This is a genomic window from Streptomyces orinoci, from assembly GCF_003121295.1.
GTDB classification, from domain to species: domain Bacteria; phylum Actinomycetota; class Actinomycetes; order Streptomycetales; family Streptomycetaceae; genus Streptomyces; species Streptomyces orinoci.
Map to the genome: position 1 here is coordinate 1,397,866 of NZ_PHNC01000031.1, position 16,164 is coordinate 1,414,029.

Genomic DNA, 16,164 nt, shown 5'->3' on the forward strand with positions numbered 1-16,164 from the left:
CCGCCCGGGGACCGGGACCGACGCGCCCTGATCGAGGCTTGTGTTCGCTTACTGACGCAATGTGATTAATCTACGGAATGCGCAATTCCTGGCCCCGTCCGACCCCGTGAAGGACGCCCATGTGATGCCCCTCCGCTTCTCCCTGGCAAAGACCGTCTACGGTACCCGCCGCCGGGCCCTCTGCAGCCTGGTGCTGCTCGCCGCGGTGGCCCTGGCGGCCGGGCTGGGCGGTCATGGAGTCGGGGAACGACTGGCGCCCGGCGGCTGGACCCCGGCCCACGCCCAGTCCACCCGGGCGGACACCCTGCTCGCCGACCGCTTCCACGCCGGGCAGCCGCAGCTGCTGTTGTTGGCGACCGCGAAGGGTTCCATCGACGCCCCGGAGGCGGACCGCGCCGGGCGCGCGCTGACCGCCCGGCTGACCGCCGACCCGCGCGTGTCGTGGGTACGCGGCTACTGGCCCCGGCAGACGCCCGAACTGCGCGGCCGGGACGGGCACAGCGCCCTGGTGGCGGTGCGCTTCGCCGGGGACGAGAGCGCGGTCCGCGCGGTGAGCAAGGAGGTGACCGACCGGGAGACCAGGCCGGGCGGAGCGCTGAGCGTCGCACCGGCCGGGGAGTCCGCACTGTTCTCCGAGATGGAACGGCTCAGCACCAGGGGCGCCATGATCGCCGAGCTGATCGTGGCGCCCCTGGTGCTGCTGGTGCTGCTGTGGGTCTTCGGCAGCCTGGTGGCCGCCCTGCTGCCGGTGGCGGTGGGCGCCTTCGCCGTACTCACCACCACCGCGCTGCTAAGGGCGCTCAGCGAGCTGATGACGGTCTCCATGTTCGTCCTCAATATCGCCACCGCCCTGGGTTTCGGCCTCGCCGTGGACTACTGCCTGCTGATCGTCAGCCGCTTCACCGAGGAACTCCACGGCGGGGCGCGGCCGGTGACCGCCGCCCGGCGGGCCATGCGCACCGCCGGCCGGGCGGTGGTGTTCTCCGCCGTGACGGTCGCCGCCGCACTGGGCGCGCTCACCGTCTTCCCGCTGCCGCTCACCCGCTCCCTGGCGCTGGGCGGCGCGGTGGTCGCCCTCTGCTCGGCCGCCGGCGCCTTCCTGGTGCTGCCCGCGCTGCTGGTGCTGCTGGGGCCGCAGGTCAACCGCTTCGACCTGTTCCGCCGTTGGCGGGGCAGCGGCCGGCCGGTGGCCGAGGGCCGCTGGTACCGGCTGGCGCTCTGGGTCACCCGGCGGCCCGCGCTGGTCGCCCTGGGCACCCTGCTGCTGCTCGGCCTGCTGGCCCTGCCCGGCGCCCAGGCCCGGTTCGGGATGTACGACGACCGCATCCTGCCCGCCTCCTCCCCGGTGGCCCGCGCCTCCCAGCGGCTGCGGGCCGAGTTCCCGGCCGACGACGAGGACGCGGCCGGCGTGGTGCTGCCCGCCGTCCATGTCCTGCCCCCGGGAACGGACCACAGCCGCCCGGCCCTGCGCTCCGCCCCCGACGAGCCCGCGGTCCACGCCTACGCGGCCCGGCTGTCCCGGCTCCCCGGAGTACGCCAGGTGACCACCGCCACCGGCGTCTACCGGAACGGGCTGCGCACCGCCCCCGCCGGGCCCTGGGCGGCGTCCTTCACCGGCCCGGCCGGCACCTGGCTGAGCGTCCGCCCCGCAGCGGACTCCGCGCTGTCCCCCGAGGGCCGCCGGCTGACCGAACGGCTGCGGGCCGAACCCGCCCCCGCCCCGGCCCTGGTGGGCGGCCCCGGCGCCCGGCTCACCGACACCGAGGACGCGCTGCTGGGTCCGATGCCGCTGGCCGTACTGCTCACCGTGGCCGCCACCCTGGTGCTGCTGTTCGCCTACACCCGCAGTGTGCTGGTGCCGGTGAAGGCCGTGCTGCTGAATGCGCTCAGCCTGGCGGCCACCTTCGGCATCATCGTCGCCGTCTTCCAGCAGGGCCGGCTGGAGGCACTGATCGGACCGCTGCGCGGCCCGCCCACCACCGATGTGGTCATCCCGGCGGTGATGTTCTGCACCGCCTTCGGGCTGTCCATGGACTACGAGGTCTTCCTGCTCTCCCGGATCCTGGAGGAGCACCGCCGGGGCACCCCCACCCGGCTGGCGGTGGCCACCGGACTCCAGCGCACCGGGCGGCTGTTCACCTCCGCCGCGCTGGTCTTCGCGGTGGTGATGGCCTCGCTGGCCGCCTGCGACCTGGTGATGCTCCAGCTGATCGGCTTCGGGCTGGCGGTGGCGGTGCTGCTGGACTGCACGCTGGTACGGGCGTTGCTGGTGCCGGCGGTCATGTCCCTGGTAGGCCACGCCAATTGGTGGCCCGCCTCCCGACGGAACGGCGCGCCCCACCAGGGGCGCGGGGAACTGCGCGACCAGCCCAGTGCGGCCCGCACGTGACGCACGACCGTTTGCACGGGGTCGCCTTTCAGGCGCGGGCCGGGTTCCTACAGGGGCGCGGGGAAACTGCGCGACCAGCCCAAGGCGGCCCGCAGTTGAAAGGCGGCCCCACGCCAACGGTTTCGTCTCACATGCGGGCCGTACGTGGCTGGTCGCGCAGTTCCCCGCGCCCCTGCAAGAGGCACCCGGCGCTTTGTAAGCTACCCACAGTCCACCGCCGGTGAATCCGTCACCTTTCCAAGGCCCAAAACACCCCCACACCTGGCACTCTCTCCAATGAGCCCTCATCGCCCGGCCGTTGCCGTGACGTCCGCGGCTTGTTGATACCGGACTGATCCCAAAGGAGACGGATATGGCCGACGACACCGCCGTACTGGTGACCGGCATGGGTGCGATAACCCCCCTGGGCGCCGACGCCGCATCCACCTGGTCCGCCCTGCTCGCCGGAAAGTCCGGAGTGCGCGCGCTGACCGAGGACTGGGCCGCGGAGCTCCCGGTCCGTATCGCGGCCGGACTCGCCGTGGAGCCCGCCCCGTTGCTGGACCGGGTACAGGCCCGCAAGCTGGACCGCTGCGAGCAGGTGGCGCTGATCGCCTCCCGGGAGGCCTGGCAGGACGCCGGGCGCCCCGAGGCGGATCCCGAGCGGCTGGCCGTGGTCATCGGCACCGGCACCGGCGGAGTGCTCACCACCCTGGGCCAGGACGATGTGATGGAGCGCTCCGGAACCCGCCGCCTCTCCCCGCACACCGTGCCCATGCTGATGCCCAACGGCCCCGCCGCCTGGGTCAGTATGGAGCTCGGCGCGCTGGGCGGGGCCCGGACGCCGGTGAGCGCCTGTGCCTCCGGCGCGGAGGCCATCGCCATGGGCCTGGACCTGATCCGCGCCGGACGGGCCGATGTGGTGGTCGCCGGTGGCGCCGAAACCTGTCTGCACCCCTTCACCCTGGGCGCGTTCGCCCAGATGAAGGCGCTGTCCACCCGCCATGACGACCCCGAGGCGGTCTCCCGGCCCTTCGATGTGGACCGCAGCGGCTTTGTCATGGGCGAGGGCGCCGGTGTGCTGGTCCTGGAACGGGCCGAGCACGCCCGGGCCCGTGGCGCACGGGCGCATGGCACGCTGGCCGGCGCGGGCCTGACCTCCAGCGCCCAGCACATCACCGCCTCCGACCCGGAGGGGCAGGTAAGGGCCATCCAGATGGCCCTGAGCTCGGCCCAGTTGGCACCGGCGGACATCAACCACGTCCACGCCCACGCCACTTCCACCGAATCCGGCGACCTGGCCGAGGCCCAGGCGGTGGCCCGGGCCATCGGTGATCACGCCGCCATCACCGCCACCAAGTCCATGACCGGCCATATGCTGGGCGCCTCCGGCGCGGTGGCGGCCATCGCAGCCCTGCGGACCATGGCCAGCGGCACCCTGCCCGCCACCCGCAACCTGGACCGTCTCGACCCCGGGGTGGCCCTCGATGTGGTGCACGGCGAGAACCGCTCCGGGGCCTGGACGGCCGGACTGGTCAACTCCTTCGGCTTCGGCGGCCACAACCTCAGCCTGATACTGACCCGTTGACCGTCCGATCGGTCAATGCCCGCCCGGCGCCCCGGCCGTGGCGGGCGGCAGCTCCACCTGCACCCCGGGCTCGCCCGCGTCCGCCGTGTAGTCCCCGGGCGAGGTCTGGTCCACCCCTTCGGGGGCCTTCAGCGCCCGGAACACCACGGTCAGCACCACCGCCACCACCAGATTGAGCACAAAGGCGGTGAGCCCGATATACCCCTTCTCGCCCAGGAAGGGGATCACATTGGTGTTGCCGAAGTGGTCCTGGGTGGCGCTGGGTGTCTCATACGCCCGCCAGGTTCCGTACCCCATGCCGGCCGCCCAGCCCGCCAGCAGGGCCCAGCGGTGGAACCAGCGGGTGAACAGCCCGCCCACCAGGGCCGGTACGGTCTGCAGCACCCAGATGCCGCCCAGCAGCTGGAAGTTGATGGCCACCGTCTTGTCCATGGTGAGCACGAACACCAGGGCGCCCACCTTCACCAGCAGCGAGGCCAGTTTGGACACCTTGGCCTCATGCTCCGGGGTGGCGTCCGGCCGGATGAAGTCCTTGTAGATATTGCGGGTGAAGAGGTTGGCCGCCGCGATGGACATAATGGCGGCGGGCACCAGCGCACCGATGCCCACGGCCGCGAAGGCCACCCCGGTGAACCAGTCCGGGAACATATCGGCGAACAGCTGCGGGATGGCCAGCTGCCCGTTCTTCACCTTCACCCCGGCGGCCACCGCCATAAAGCCCAGGATCGCCAGCATGCCCAGCATCAGCGAATACAGCGGCAGAATGGTGGTGTTGCGCCGGATCACCTCCCGGCTGCGGCTGGAGAGCACCGCCGTCACCGAGTGCGGATAGAGGAACAGTGCCATCGCCGAACCCAGCGCCAGCGTGGCATAGGTCCACTGTGCGTCCGGCCCCGTCGTCACCAGCGAGCCGCGTGGCTTCCCGGTGGCCTGGTTCACCGCCGCGAAGGCATGCCCCGCCTTGGTGAAGATGCTGTCGAACCCGCCCAGCCGGATGGGGATATAGATGATCGCGACCGCGATGACGATATAGATCAGCGCGTCCTTGACGAAGGCGATCAGCGCCGGCGCCCGCAGCCCCGAGGAGTAGGTGTACGCGGCCAGCACACCGAAGGCGATCAGCAGCGGCAGGTCCTTGACGAAACCGTTGGCGTGCTCGCCGCCGCCCACGCCCATCACATCCAGCACCGCCTGGATGCCCACCAGTTGGAGCGCTATATAGGGCATCGTCGCCAGCAGCCCGGTCAGCGCCAGCGCCAGCGACAGCCCCCGCGAGCCGAACCGTCCCCGGACGAAGTCCGAGGAGGTCACATAGCCGTGCCGGTGCGAAACCGACCACAGCCGGGGCAGAAAGGTGAACACCAGCGGGTAGCACAGGATGGTGTACGGCACCGCGAAGAACCCGGCCGCCCCGCCCGCATAGATCGCCGCCGGTACGGCCACAAAGGTGTACGCGGTGTACAGGTCACCGCCCAGCAGGAACCAGGTCACCCAGGTCCCGAACGACCGCCCGCCCAGCCCCCATTCATCCAGATTCTCGGCGTTCTCCGCCCGCCGCCACCGGGCGGCCAGGAACCCCATCACGGTCACCGCCACAAAGAACAGACAGAAGACCGTCAGCGCGACCGCGTTCACCCCGTGCTTCATGACCGCCCACCCCCCTTACGGGCCCGCTGGTGCCTGCGCACCAGCACATAGGCCACCGCCGTCAGCCCGGTGGAGATCAGCACCCAGAGCATCTGGTACCAGTAGAAGAACGGAACGCCCGCCAGCCTGGGCTCGACCCGCGCATAGGAGCCGACCCACAGCATCGCCCCGAAGGGAACGGCCAGACAGACCCCGGCCAGTACCAGCTCCACCGGTACAACTCGCCCGCGACTGCCCTCAGATGGTTCCGGCATGCGGCTGCTCCTCCCCCGTGCGCGATCACTTGCGTAATGTGCGGGCAATGTAGGGGAGGGGGCCTCCGGGCGTAACCCCCTGTCCGGATATCGGTATGACAACGTCATACGGGCCTTGGGGCGCGCTCACCCTCTCAGCGCCGCACGCACCGCCGCCGCCCCGCGCGTCGCACGTTCCGCCGCCGCCTGCTGTCCCGCCGGATCCTGTCGGCAATCGCCGCACAGCGTCTCCCCGTTCAGCGGGGTGAACAGCCGCGGCTGGATGTGCCGCTCGCCCCGGCACTCGCGCATGCGCCCGACGCGCGGCTCCAACCACGCGTTGGATGAGGACGGTTGCCGTCCGATCTCCGGCAGCCGCGGCACCTGGGGCATCTTCCGGTCAAGCCGGTCCCGCAGCAGTGCCGCCGCACAGTGCACCGGCTCCGGCAGCCCGGCGGTCAGTGTCTCGCGCATCTCGGCCACCGAGACCCCGCGCAGCAGCCACTCACCCGCCAGCGGCGCCAGCCGGGCGACCTCCCGTCCGGTCAGCCGCAGCCGTCGGTCCTGGTGCGAGAGCGAGGCCAGCACCAGCGCCCCCCGCTCGGCCAATGGATGTGATTCCGGGGCTGGTTGCGGCTCGGCGCCACGGGAGGGCTGGGAGGGCGGGTGGTCAGTCTTCTCCCCAGTGTTGGTAGGGGAGCCACCGACCGGCCGGGGGGCCGGTCCACCGACGACCGGTTTCCCGGCACTCGGTACGAACCCGTCCCGGATCGCCACCGCCTCCTCGGCGTCCAGCGGCACCCCCGACACCAGCTGAGCGGTGGTCCATCGCCCGCCCGTTCCCTGGCGGCGCCACTCATGCACATAGCCCGCTGCCGCCAACTCCCGTTTGGCGCGCTGGAATCCACCGTTCCGAATCCCGGCCCGCGCGGCGGCCGCCGACAGCGACAGTCCTGTTGTGTCCGGCAGCGACAGCACCCACAGCAGCAGTCGAACGGCGTCCGATCCCAGGCGGGGATGACGGATGAGATCGTTTGAAACCTGGGTGAAGAAGCGGGCGGGGGCGATAACATGCTTGAGCATGCGCTGAGAGCTCCTGACTCATGGTGCGTGTAGACCCCTGGCCCGGCTCTGCATCCGGCGCTGGGGGTCGCTTCGTTTCGGCGAACGTAACCCGCCGGTGGGCCGGAACGGTGTCCGCCTGGGGCAAGCAACACCCCTGTGGGTGACGGAGGTTGGCACCGAAACGCCACGCATGGCACGGTCCGGTGTGTCGTCCCCTTGGATCACGCCGCCCTGCTCTTTGACGCAGGTACGCATTGAGACGCGCTGATGTGTTTCTTGATCCCTTGGCTACGGTGTGCGCTCCACCCAAGGCGTACGAGAGGAGCACTGCCCATGGCTCGCAGGCTGCGGATGATCGGCACCAACTCCGGTAACAACGGCTGCCCCACGCTCTACGAGGACCTGGACACGGGCGAAGTCCTCGTCCAGGGTGACGAGGTCCGGGACCCAGGCGACATCGCCCAGCTCAAGAACGTCAAGGCCGGGGAAGGCTTTGTGGTGGTGCCGCGAGAGCTGATCGTTGACTTCGGCCCCAAGGAGGTGGCCCGAGTGCCCGTGCTCATCGGCTTCGACGAGTTCGACGAAATGTTTGAGACGTTCGAGCACACGGCTTGGCGGCTGGAGACCCGGGGCGCCTATCGGTCGGACGAGGAGACCGAGACCTACCGCCGGTTCGTCCGAGGCGAAGACGCCGGTTACGACCTGGACGACGCCTGGTGCGTATCCCGCCGCCAACAGTCCGCCCTGGGCAAGAGGTTCGAGCGTGTACGCGTGGTCGATAACCCGCCCACCCAAGGCCAGCTCTACCTCCTCGATGGCGCGCGCCGGAACTCTGCCGTCGGCGAAGAGATCCGCAACCTCTGGCGCGGTGAAGCGGAGCGACTGAAGCTGCCGGCCCAGGACTTCTGGATCTTCGACTCCCGGGTAGTGGCACTCCTGCACTTCGACGAGGCCGACCGTATGACCGGCGTGGAGCTGATCACGGAGCCGGTCCAGGTCCTGCGGTACTGCCAAGTGCGCGATGCCGCCTGGCACTACGCCGTCCCTCATAAGACCTTCTCGGCTCGGGTAGCTTCCACTGGGTGACCACCGATTTCCAGCGCGGCCGGATCGGCCTCGGTGCGCGGCTGCGTGAGCTACGCACCGAGGCGGGCCTGACCGTACGAGAACTGGCCGGCCGCTGCGGCTGGGCGCCATCCAAAATCTCGAAGCTGGAGAACGGCAAGCAGACGGCCACGGCCGACGACCTCGCCAAATGGGCTCAGGGCTGCGGCCGTTCCAAGGTCGCTGATGAGTTGCAGGGACGACTGCGTGGTCTGGAGTCCTCCTACCGCTCATGGCGCCGCCAGCTCACTGCCGGACACCGGCCGGTCCAGGAGGCATTGGCCGTCGAATACCACCGCTCGTCCCATATGCGCGCATGGGAGGCGGCGATGGTGGTGGGGATCCTTCAGACCGCGGAGTACGCCCGCCACATCTTTACCGGGTATACCGACCTTCACCAGTCGGTCAGGGATATCGACGACGCGGTACGAGCCCGGGTGAAGCGGCAGGAGGCGCTGTATCAGCCGGGCAAGCGCTACAGCATCGTCATGGGGGAAGCCACGCTCTACGCACGCGTGTGCCCGCCCGATGTGCTGGCCGGTCAACTCGATCGTCTCAGCGGCGTGGCGGCGGGCCTGGACACCTTGTCGCTCGGCATCGTTCCGTTCAGTGCGCGTTTGAGCATCCCGCCGGCCAACGGCTTCTGGATCTATGACGAGCGGCTGGTCATCGTCGAGGACTGGCATGCCGAGTTGTGGCTGGACGACTCCGAGAACATCGCCCTCTACCGCCGGGTGTGGGAGACGTTGAACACCTCGGCGGTGTACGGACGAATGGCCCATCGCCTGATCGCCCGCGCCCGGGCGGCGCTGGACCTGGCCTGAGCAACCACTCGAAACACGCCTCGGCAGTTGAGAAACAAGGCGAAACCTTGCGTCCGACAGGAAACACCTCTCCTTACCGTCCTGTGCATGGACTTGAGGACTGCCGTCAACGGCCGCCGCATTCGCCCCCACTGGCTCCCGCAACCCGGCGTACTCGACAGCATCCCCGCCGGCCGCTGGTGGGACGCCATCGCCATCGACGGCCCCCTCGGCATCGCCGTCGCCGAGCAGCTCGTACGGAACACCGGTGACGACACCGGCCCCATCGCCCGCGACCCGCTCGGTCCCCGGCCGCGCACCTACTTCCTGGTTCTGACCGGCACAGCTGACCGGTGGTGCGAGCCGGGAACCGTACCGCTGGGGGAGGGTTGCTATGTCGTGCTCAACGGCACGCTGGACGCGGACCGGGAAGCCGTGCACTGGGTGGTACGGCCACGGCTCCCCGAACTACTGGTTCCGCAACGCCAGTTGCGGGCAGCCCTCTCGGCGGCCCGTGTCAGGCCCGGGGCCGAGAGGTGGCTGGTATCCCGGGAGACCCACCCGGGCGTGGCCCGGGAAGCCTGGTCGCAAGGGCGGACGGCAACGCTCCGCCTGGGCAACCCCTTCGAGGCGATTCACCTGCCCGCCAAACTGGTTGAGGGACGCATCCACGGGATCAAAGACCGTGCGGCGATCGAGCGCCGCTTCCGCGCGGCGGGCATCGGCGGCGCGGTGATCGTCTCCCGGTCGCACGACCGGTACAGCGTGCTCGTACCACCCGGCACGGCCGAGCACTGGGCCACGCCCGGGACGGAATGCCTGGGCCGGGAGCATCCCTTCGGCTACCTCTCCGTTCCGCCGCCACACCGGGTGGAACCACCGGGTGCCTATTGGTTGTTGGACCCTCCCGAGAACGAGAACGGGCTCTGCGATCCACCTCGCGTACGCATGCTCATCAGGGATGATGTACGGCACACGTAGGCTTCCGACGGCGTTCGGGGTGCCGCGCCACGATGGTGGCCGCGGTGCGGCACTGGTGGCCGGGGTCCTACACCCCCCAACAGGCCTGCGAGCTCTCACTGTTGCTGCCCCGGCTGTTCATCCAGTTCTTCTCCGGCACCAGCCTGGTGTTGGAGCGGGACGGCGAGATCGGGGGCGTTCCTGGTCGGCTTCCACTCGGCGGACGACGCCGAGCGGGCGTATATCCACTTCGTGGGAGTGGACCCGCGGTTGCGCGGCCAGGGCGTGGGACGGGCCCTGTACACCGCCTTCTTCGAACGGGCCGCAGCGGCCGGCCGACGGGAGGTAAGGGCGGTCACCTCGCCCCGCAACACCGGTTCGGTGGCCTTCCACCAGGCGATGGGCTTCACGGTGGAGCCGGGAGACCGAAAGGTCAACGGCGCGTGGGTGCACAGCGATTACGACGGCCCGGGCCGGGACCTGGTGTGCTTCCGCAGAACGCTGCCCGGCGCCGGCTGAGCGTCCGGCAGCGGCGGGATCTCCCAGCTCCCGGCGGCGCACCCAGGGCCACGTCCTCCAAGGACCCGCCCGAATCCGCGGAGTCGCCCGGGGCGCGCTTCAGGACCGTCTCGGCGGCCTCGAAGGCACCCAGAGCCTCGGCATCCCCGCCCCAAGGAGGAGTTGCCCCTCCCCGGCCCGGGGGGACTCACCCCTCCGGCCGCCGCAGCCGGGCCACGAACTTATAGCGGTCGCCCCGGTAGACCGACCGGACCCACTCCACTGGCTTGCCCTCCGCGTCCAGGGAGTGCCGGGAGAGCATCAGCATGGGCAGCCCGGTGTCCGTGCCCAGCAGGCCGGCCTCGCGCGGGGTGGCCAGGGAGGTCTCGATGGTCTCCTCGGCCTCCGCCGGCCGTACGTCGTAGACCTCGGCCAGCGCGGTGTAGAGCGAGGTGTATTTGACCAGGTTGCGGCGCAGCGCCGGAAAGCGCTTGGCGGACAGATGGGTGGTCTCGATGGCCATCGGCTCGCCGCTGGCCAGCCGCAGCCGCTCGATGCGCAGCACCCTGCCCCCGGGGACGATGTCCAGCAGCCCGGCCAGCCGGTCGTCGGCGGTGACATAGCCGATGTCCAGCAGCTGGGAGGTGGGTTCCAGGCCCTGGGCCCGCATGTCCTCCGTGTAGGAGGTCAGTTGCAGCGCCTGGGAGACCTTGGGCTTGGCGACAAAGGTGCCCTTGCCCTGGATCCGCTCCAGCCGCCCCTCCACGACCAGTTCCTGCAACGCCTGGCGCACCGTGGTGCGGGAGGTGTCGAACTCCGCGGCCAGGCTGCGCTCCGGCGGTACCGGGGTGCCGGGCGGAAGGGTTTCGGTCATCTGAAGCAAGTGGCGTTTGAGGCGGTAGTACTTGGGAACGCGGGCGGTCCGCGTCGCGCTGCCCGGGCCGCCGTTTGCGTCCGTACCGTCCTCGCTCGCCATGGGGTGCCTTCCCGACTCCGATCCTGCTGCCGTCACCGGCATCCTCCGTTTATCGCGGTCACATGGTGGCACGGGCAGAGCCCGAGGGGACCGGAGACGCCCAGGTCGTCCTCAGGTGTCGGTCCGGTAACGGAGCCGACAGCGACTCTTATACACCCTTGACACCCCAAAAGGTCTAGGCCAAGCTGCGGGCACTGGTCTAAACCATTAAAGACCACTTTCGGTCTCTGAGGAGAGTGCTGACCGTGAAGCGTGGGCTCATAGCGGCGACGGGTGTCGTGGCCATGTTGGTGAGTGTTGCTGCCTGTGGGTCCAGTGGCGGCGACGACAAGGACGGCGATTCCGGTTCCGGCAAGGGCAAGACGCTGACCGTCTGGTTTATGGACGGCTCCAACCCGGCCGGCTGGACCAAGTCCGTACAGGCCGAGTTCGAGCAGAAGACCGGCGCCAAGCTCAATATCCAGGTCCAGAAGTGGGACGGCATCCAGCAGAAGCTGACCACGGCGCTCTCCGAGTCCAGCCCGCCGGATGTCTTCGAGGTGGGCAACACCCAGACCCCGTCCTACGCCCAGACCGGCGGCCTGGCCGAACTCGACGGTCTCAAGAAGGAGATCGGCCAGGACTGGACCGAATCCCTCAATAAATCCGCCGAGTTCGAGGGCAAGCAGTATGCCGCCCCCTGGTGGGCCGCCAACCGGGTGGTCATCTACAACAAGAAGATCTGGGCCGACGCCGGCATCAAGGATGTGCCCAGGACCCGGGCCGAGTTCTTCAAGGACCTCCAGGCCATCGGCAAGCAGGACGGCGTGGAGCCGCTCTACCTCCCCGGCCAGAACTGGTACTTCTTCGACGGGCTGACCATTGGCACCGGTGCCGACCTGGTGAAGAAGGACGGCAATAAGTACGTCTCCAACCTCGCCGACCCCAAGGTCGCCAAGGCCATGGACATCTACAAGCAGTACCAGGCGTTCAGCAAGGCCCCCAAGGACAAGGACGAGGCCACCCCGCAGCAGGCCGATGTCTTCGCCAAGGGCAGGACCGGCGCCTTTATCGGCATGGGCTGGGAGGCGCAGACCGCCATCAAGGCCAACCCGGCCATCGAAAAGGACCTGGGCTACTTCGCCATTCCGGGGGAAAGCGCCGACAAGCCCGAGGGCGTCTTCCTCGGCGGCTCCAACCTGGCCATCGCCGAGAACAGCAAAAAGCAGGCCCTGGCCAAGGAGTTCCTGAAGATCGCGCTGTCCGACAAGAACGAGGGCGCGCTGGCCCATGAGGCCGGGCTGATCCCCAACAAGTCCTCGCTGCTCTCCCAGGTACAGGCCAACTCCGCCGGTGCGGCGGGCGCCCCGGCCGCCAAGGGCGGCGGCACCACCCCGCTGATCCCCGAGTGGGCCGCGGTGGAGAACGCCCCCAACCCCATCAAGACCTATATGACCGCGGTGCTCGGCGGCGCCTCGCCGGAGCAGGCGGCCAAGCAGGTCGAGGGCGAGATCAACAAGCGGCTCAGCCAGAAGTCATGACCTGAGAGAAGGTTCCGGGCCGGGGACCGGCAGGGGTCCCCGGCCCGGCCATGCACCAACGCAGCACCGTTCGACAGGGGAGAAGGCGGACGACGATGTCAGCGCAGACCGAAGAGGCGGCCGTCCGGCCCGCCGCCGGGGACGGCAAGGGCGGTGCGCCGCCGCCGGAGAGCCCGCGCGGCAGGCCCCTCCCCGGCGTCCCGTATCTGCTGATCCTCCCCACCGCCGTGCTCACCGTGGGGGTGCTGGGCTGGACGCTGGTGCAGAACGGCCTGATGTCCTTCCAGACGCTCAACCCCCGGCAGCTCATCCGGCATGTCACCGAGTGGACCGGCATCGACAACTACCGGGAGCAGCTGACCAGTTCGGAGTTCTGGCATGTCGCCGCCCGCTCGCTGGTGTTCACCGCCGTCAATGTGGTGCTGATCATGCTGCTGGGCTGTGCCATCGGCCTGCTGCTGGCCCGGCTGGGCAGCAAGCTGCGGCTGCTGCTCTCGGCGGCGCTGGTGCTGGCCTGGGCGATGCCCGTGGTGGCCGCGACCACCGTCTTCCAGTGGCTCTTCGACCAGCGCTTCGGCGTGGTCAACTATGCGCTGGACAAGCTGGGATGGCATTCCATGCACGGCTACAGCTGGACCAGCGGACAGCTCTCCACCTTCTTTGTGATCACCGTGCTGATCGTCTGGCAGTCGGTGCCCTTTGTGGCCGTCAACCTCTATGCGGCCACCACCACCATCCCCAGGGAGCTCTATGAGGCGGCCGCGCTGGACGGGGCCACCGCCTGGCGCCGGTTCACCTCGGTGACCTTTCCCTTCCTCAAGCCGTTCTTCCTGGCCACCACCTTCCTCGAAGTCATCTGGATCTTCAAGGCGTTCACCCAGGTCTTCGCCGTCAACGAGGGCGGCCCGGACCGGCTCACCGAGACCCTGCCGGTCTATGCCTTCCAGGAGGGCATGGGCAGCCAGCACTTCGGGGTGGGCGCGGCGATCTCCATCCTGACCATAGTGATGCTGCTGGCCATGACCGCGTACTACCTGCGGCTGGTGCTCAAGCAGGAGGAGGACGAACTGTGAGGCGCTCGGTGCTCGGCCGGATCTGGCCGGGGGTGACGGCGGTCCTGCTCTCGCTGGGCTTCGCCTTCCCCGTCTACTGGATGTTCGCCACCGCCTTCAAGGCCAACAAGGACGTGGTCAGCGAGACACCCGTCTGGTTCCCCACCAGCCCCACCCTGGAGCACTTCCAACGGGCCGTGCACGCCGACGGGTTCTGGACCTTTGTCGGCAACTCGCTCACCGTCACCCTGGCCGCGGTGGCGCTGTCCCTGGTGATCGCCCTGCTGGCCTCCTTCGCCATCGCCCGGATGCGTTTCAAGGGGCGCAAGAGCTTCATCCTGGTGATGATGATGGCGCAGATGGCGCCCTGGGAGGTCATGGCGCTGGCCTACTACATGATCGTGCGCGATGCGGACCTGCTCAACAGCCTCACCCCGCTGATCGCCGTCTACACCGTGATGGTGCTGCCGTTCAGTGTGCTCACCCTGCGCGGCTATGTGGCCGCGGTGCCCAGGGAGTTGGAGGAGTCCGCCATGGTGGACGGCTGCACCCGCTTCCAGGCCTTCCGCCGGGTGATCTTCCCGCTGCTGGCGCCCGGGGTGATGGCCACCTCGCTCTTCGGTTTCATCACCACCTGGAACGAGTACCCCTATGTACTGATCCTCAACAAGGACCCGGGCGCCCAGACCCTGCCGGTCTGGATCACCGGGTTCCGCACCGCCTTCGGCGACGACTGGGGGGCCACCATGGCGGCGTCCTCGCTGTTCGCCCTTCCGGTGCTCGTCCTGTTCATCGTTCTCCAGCGCAAGGCAGTCGGCGGCCTTACCTCCGGCGCAGTGAAGGGCTAGTACGCATTCCATGGACTCCCAGCTCAACCGTGACGCACTGACCGTCCTCCAGCCCGGCTTCGCCGGCACCACCGCCCCCGACTGGCTGCTGCGGCGGCTGGGCGAAGGGCTGGGCGCGGTGGGGGTGTTCGGCCGCAATATCGTCTCCGCCGCCCAACTGACCGAGCTCACCGCGCGGTTGCGGGCCGAGCGGGAGGATGTGCTGGTGGCCATCGACGAGGAGGGCGGCGATGTCACCCGGCTGGAGGTGCGCACCGGCTCCTCCTTCCCGGGCAATCTGGCCCTGGGCACCGTGGACGACACCGGGCTGACCCGGGACGTCGCCGCCGAACTGGGCCGCCGGCTGGCCGAGTGCGGGGTCACCTTCAACTGGGCGCCCTCCGCGGACGTCAACTCCGACCCGGACAACCCGGTCATCGGCGTACGCTCCTTCGGCGCCGACCCGGAGCTGGTGGCCCGGCACACCGCGGCCTATGTACGGGGCATGCAGTCATCCGGAGTCGCCACCTGCGTCAAGCACTTCCCCGGGCACGGGGACACGGCGGTGGACTCGCACCATGACCTGCCCCGGGTGGAGGTGGACCTCCAGACGCTGCGGGAACGGGAGTTGGTGCCGTTCCGGGCGGCGGTGGCGGCCGGGGCCAAGGCGGTGATGAGCGCCCATGTACTGGTACCGGCGCTGGATCCCCGGCTGCCCGGCACCCTCAGCCCGGCGGTGCTGCACGGCCTGCTGCGGGCCCCGGCCGAGGAGGGCGGGCTGGGCTTCGACGGGCTGATCGTCACCGATGGCATCGAGATGAAGGCCATCGCCGAGGGCTATGGCCTGGAGCGGGGCACCGTGCTGGCCATCGCCGCCGGGGCGGACGCCATCTGTGTCGGCGGCGGGCTGTGCGACGAGGACACCGTGCTACGGCTGCGGGACGCCCTGGTACAGGCCGTCCGCCAGGGGGAGTTGGCGGAGGAACGGCTGGCCGACGCGGCGGCACGGGTACGGGCCCTGGCCCGCTGGACCTTGGGAGCGGGCGCCGCGGCGGGGACGGCGCCCGCCCCCGAGGTGGGCCTTGTCGCGGCCCGGCGGGCGCTGCGGGTCACCGCCTCGGCGGACTGGGCACCGCTGACCGCGCCCGCCTATGTCGCGGCCTTCACCCCGGTGGCCAATATCGCGGTCGGCGATGAGACCCCCTGGGGTGTGGGTGCCGAACTGGCCCGGCTGCTGCCCGGCACCGAGACCGGCACCCATGGCCCGGAGGACGCCGGGGTGGAGCGGGTGCTGGCCGCGGCGGGGGAGCGGCGGGTCGTCGCCGTGGTGCGGGACGCGCACCGCCATCGCTGGATGGCCGAGGGCCTGGCCCAGCTGCTGGCCGTCCGCCCGGACACGGTCGTGGTGGAGATGGGGCTCAACCAGGCGCCCCCTGCTGGGGCGTTGCATATCGCCACCCATGGCGCGGCCCGGGTTTGCGGCACCGCCGCCGCGGAGGTGATCGCCGGCGGTTAGGGGCGCC

Annotated in this window: 14 protein-coding genes; 10 read left to right on the forward strand and 4 right to left on the reverse strand. The window is 69.9% G+C overall.

The window, feature by feature from the left end; translation table 11 throughout:
- Positions 1-124 precede the first annotated feature (124 nt).
- Entirely contained in the window at positions 125-2,389 is a 2,265-nt protein-coding gene (locus CV755_RS28800) for an MMPL family transporter (protein ID WP_241561490.1), read from the forward strand.
- Positions 2,390-2,741: 352 nt separating this feature from the next.
- Complete coding sequence (locus tag CV755_RS28805) at positions 2,742-3,956, forward strand: beta-ketoacyl-[acyl-carrier-protein] synthase family protein (RefSeq protein ID WP_109283173.1); 1,215 nt, start codon at positions 2,742-2,744, stop codon at positions 3,954-3,956.
- Between the two features lie 12 nt (positions 3,957-3,968).
- Here CV755_RS28805 and mctP read toward each other — a convergent pair whose 3' ends face one another.
- The 3 genes from mctP to CV755_RS28820 all read right to left on the reverse strand — a co-directional run bounded on the left by mctP (position 3,969) and on the right by CV755_RS28820 (position 6,919).
- Positions 3,969-5,603 (reverse strand): monocarboxylate uptake permease MctP, encoded by a 1,635-nt coding sequence (gene mctP / locus CV755_RS28810; protein WP_109283174.1) that lies wholly within the window; start codon positions 5,601-5,603, stop codon positions 3,969-3,971.
- Entirely contained in the window at positions 5,600-5,857 is a 258-nt protein-coding gene (locus tag CV755_RS28815; protein ID WP_109283175.1) for a DUF3311 domain-containing protein, read from the reverse strand. The genes mctP and CV755_RS28815 overlap by 4 nt, the downstream gene beginning before the upstream one ends.
- A 126-nt stretch (positions 5,858-5,983) precedes the next feature.
- Positions 5,984-6,919, reverse strand: a complete 936-nt coding sequence (locus CV755_RS28820; protein WP_109283176.1) for a hypothetical protein — start codon at positions 6,917-6,919, stop codon at positions 5,984-5,986.
- Positions 6,920-7,234: 315 nt separating this feature from the next.
- Between CV755_RS28820 and CV755_RS28825 the strand changes: the two genes are divergently transcribed.
- From CV755_RS28825 to CV755_RS28840, 4 genes are all read left to right on the forward strand, one after another.
- Positions 7,235-7,987 carry a DUF6879 family protein gene (locus CV755_RS28825; RefSeq protein WP_109283177.1) on the forward strand — a complete coding sequence of 251 codons (753 nt, stop codon included), beginning with the start codon at positions 7,235-7,237 and terminating at the stop codon, positions 7,985-7,987.
- Positions 7,984-8,829, forward strand: a complete 846-nt coding sequence (locus CV755_RS28830) for a helix-turn-helix domain-containing protein (protein WP_109283178.1) — start codon at positions 7,984-7,986, stop codon at positions 8,827-8,829. Before CV755_RS28825 ends, CV755_RS28830 begins: the two co-directional genes overlap by 4 nt.
- An 87-nt stretch (positions 8,830-8,916) precedes the next feature.
- Positions 8,917-9,789, forward strand: a complete 873-nt coding sequence (locus tag CV755_RS28835) for a hypothetical protein (protein WP_109283179.1) — start codon at positions 8,917-8,919, stop codon at positions 9,787-9,789.
- A 222-nt stretch (positions 9,790-10,011) separates the two neighbouring features.
- Positions 10,012-10,287 (forward strand): GNAT family N-acetyltransferase, encoded by a 276-nt coding sequence (locus CV755_RS28840; protein ID WP_338323714.1) that lies wholly within the window; start codon positions 10,012-10,014, stop codon positions 10,285-10,287.
- 187 nt (positions 10,288-10,474) lie between these two features.
- On the opposite strand, the gene CV755_RS28845 is transcribed toward CV755_RS28840, so the two are convergent.
- Positions 10,475-11,242, reverse strand: a complete 768-nt coding sequence (locus CV755_RS28845; protein ID WP_109283180.1) for a GntR family transcriptional regulator — start codon at positions 11,240-11,242, stop codon at positions 10,475-10,477.
- 245 nt (positions 11,243-11,487) lie between these two features.
- Between CV755_RS28845 and CV755_RS28850 the strand changes: the two genes are divergently transcribed.
- The 4 genes from CV755_RS28850 (at position 11,488) to CV755_RS28865 (ending at position 16,157) form a co-directional block, all read left to right on the forward strand.
- The gene (locus CV755_RS28850; protein WP_109283591.1) at positions 11,488-12,762 is read left to right on the forward strand and encodes an extracellular solute-binding protein; all 1,275 of its coding nucleotides are present in this window, start codon (positions 11,488-11,490) and stop codon (positions 12,760-12,762) included.
- Between the two features lie 95 nt (positions 12,763-12,857).
- Positions 12,858-13,835 carry a carbohydrate ABC transporter permease gene (locus CV755_RS28855; protein ID WP_109283181.1) on the forward strand — a complete coding sequence of 326 codons (978 nt, stop codon included), beginning with the start codon at positions 12,858-12,860 and terminating at the stop codon, positions 13,833-13,835.
- Positions 13,832-14,662, forward strand: coding sequence for a carbohydrate ABC transporter permease (locus CV755_RS28860; RefSeq protein ID WP_109283182.1), 831 nt, complete (start codon positions 13,832-13,834; stop codon positions 14,660-14,662). Before CV755_RS28855 ends, CV755_RS28860 begins: the two co-directional genes overlap by 4 nt.
- A gap of 10 nt (positions 14,663-14,672) precedes the next feature.
- Entirely contained in the window at positions 14,673-16,157 is a 1,485-nt protein-coding gene (locus CV755_RS28865; RefSeq protein ID WP_109283183.1) for a glycoside hydrolase family 3 protein, read from the forward strand.
- Positions 16,158-16,164: the final 7 nt, after the last annotated feature.

Coding starts and splice junctions, on each gene's coding strand:
- mctP (WP_109283174.1), bottom strand. CDS start 5,603: ATGAAGCACGGGGTGAACGCGGTCGCGCTGACGGTCTTCTGTCTGTTC.
- CV755_RS28865 (WP_109283183.1), top strand. CDS start 14,673: ATGGACTCCCAGCTCAACCGTGACGCACTGACCGTCCTCCAGCCCGGC.
- CV755_RS28835 (WP_109283179.1), top strand. CDS start 8,917: ATGGACTTGAGGACTGCCGTCAACGGCCGCCGCATTCGCCCCCACTGG.
- CV755_RS28820 (WP_109283176.1), bottom strand. CDS start 6,919: ATGCTCAAGCATGTTATCGCCCCCGCCCGCTTCTTCACCCAGGTTTCA.
- CV755_RS28800 (WP_241561490.1), top strand. CDS start 125: ATGCCCCTCCGCTTCTCCCTGGCAAAGACCGTCTACGGTACCCGCCGC.
- CV755_RS28845 (WP_109283180.1), bottom strand. CDS start 11,242: ATGGCGAGCGAGGACGGTACGGACGCAAACGGCGGCCCGGGCAGCGCG.
- CV755_RS28825 (WP_109283177.1), top strand. CDS start 7,235: ATGGCTCGCAGGCTGCGGATGATCGGCACCAACTCCGGTAACAACGGC.
- CV755_RS28815 (WP_109283175.1), bottom strand. CDS start 5,857: ATGCCGGAACCATCTGAGGGCAGTCGCGGGCGAGTTGTACCGGTGGAG.
- CV755_RS28805 (WP_109283173.1), top strand. CDS start 2,742: ATGGCCGACGACACCGCCGTACTGGTGACCGGCATGGGTGCGATAACC.
- CV755_RS28855 (WP_109283181.1), top strand. CDS start 12,858: ATGTCAGCGCAGACCGAAGAGGCGGCCGTCCGGCCCGCCGCCGGGGAC.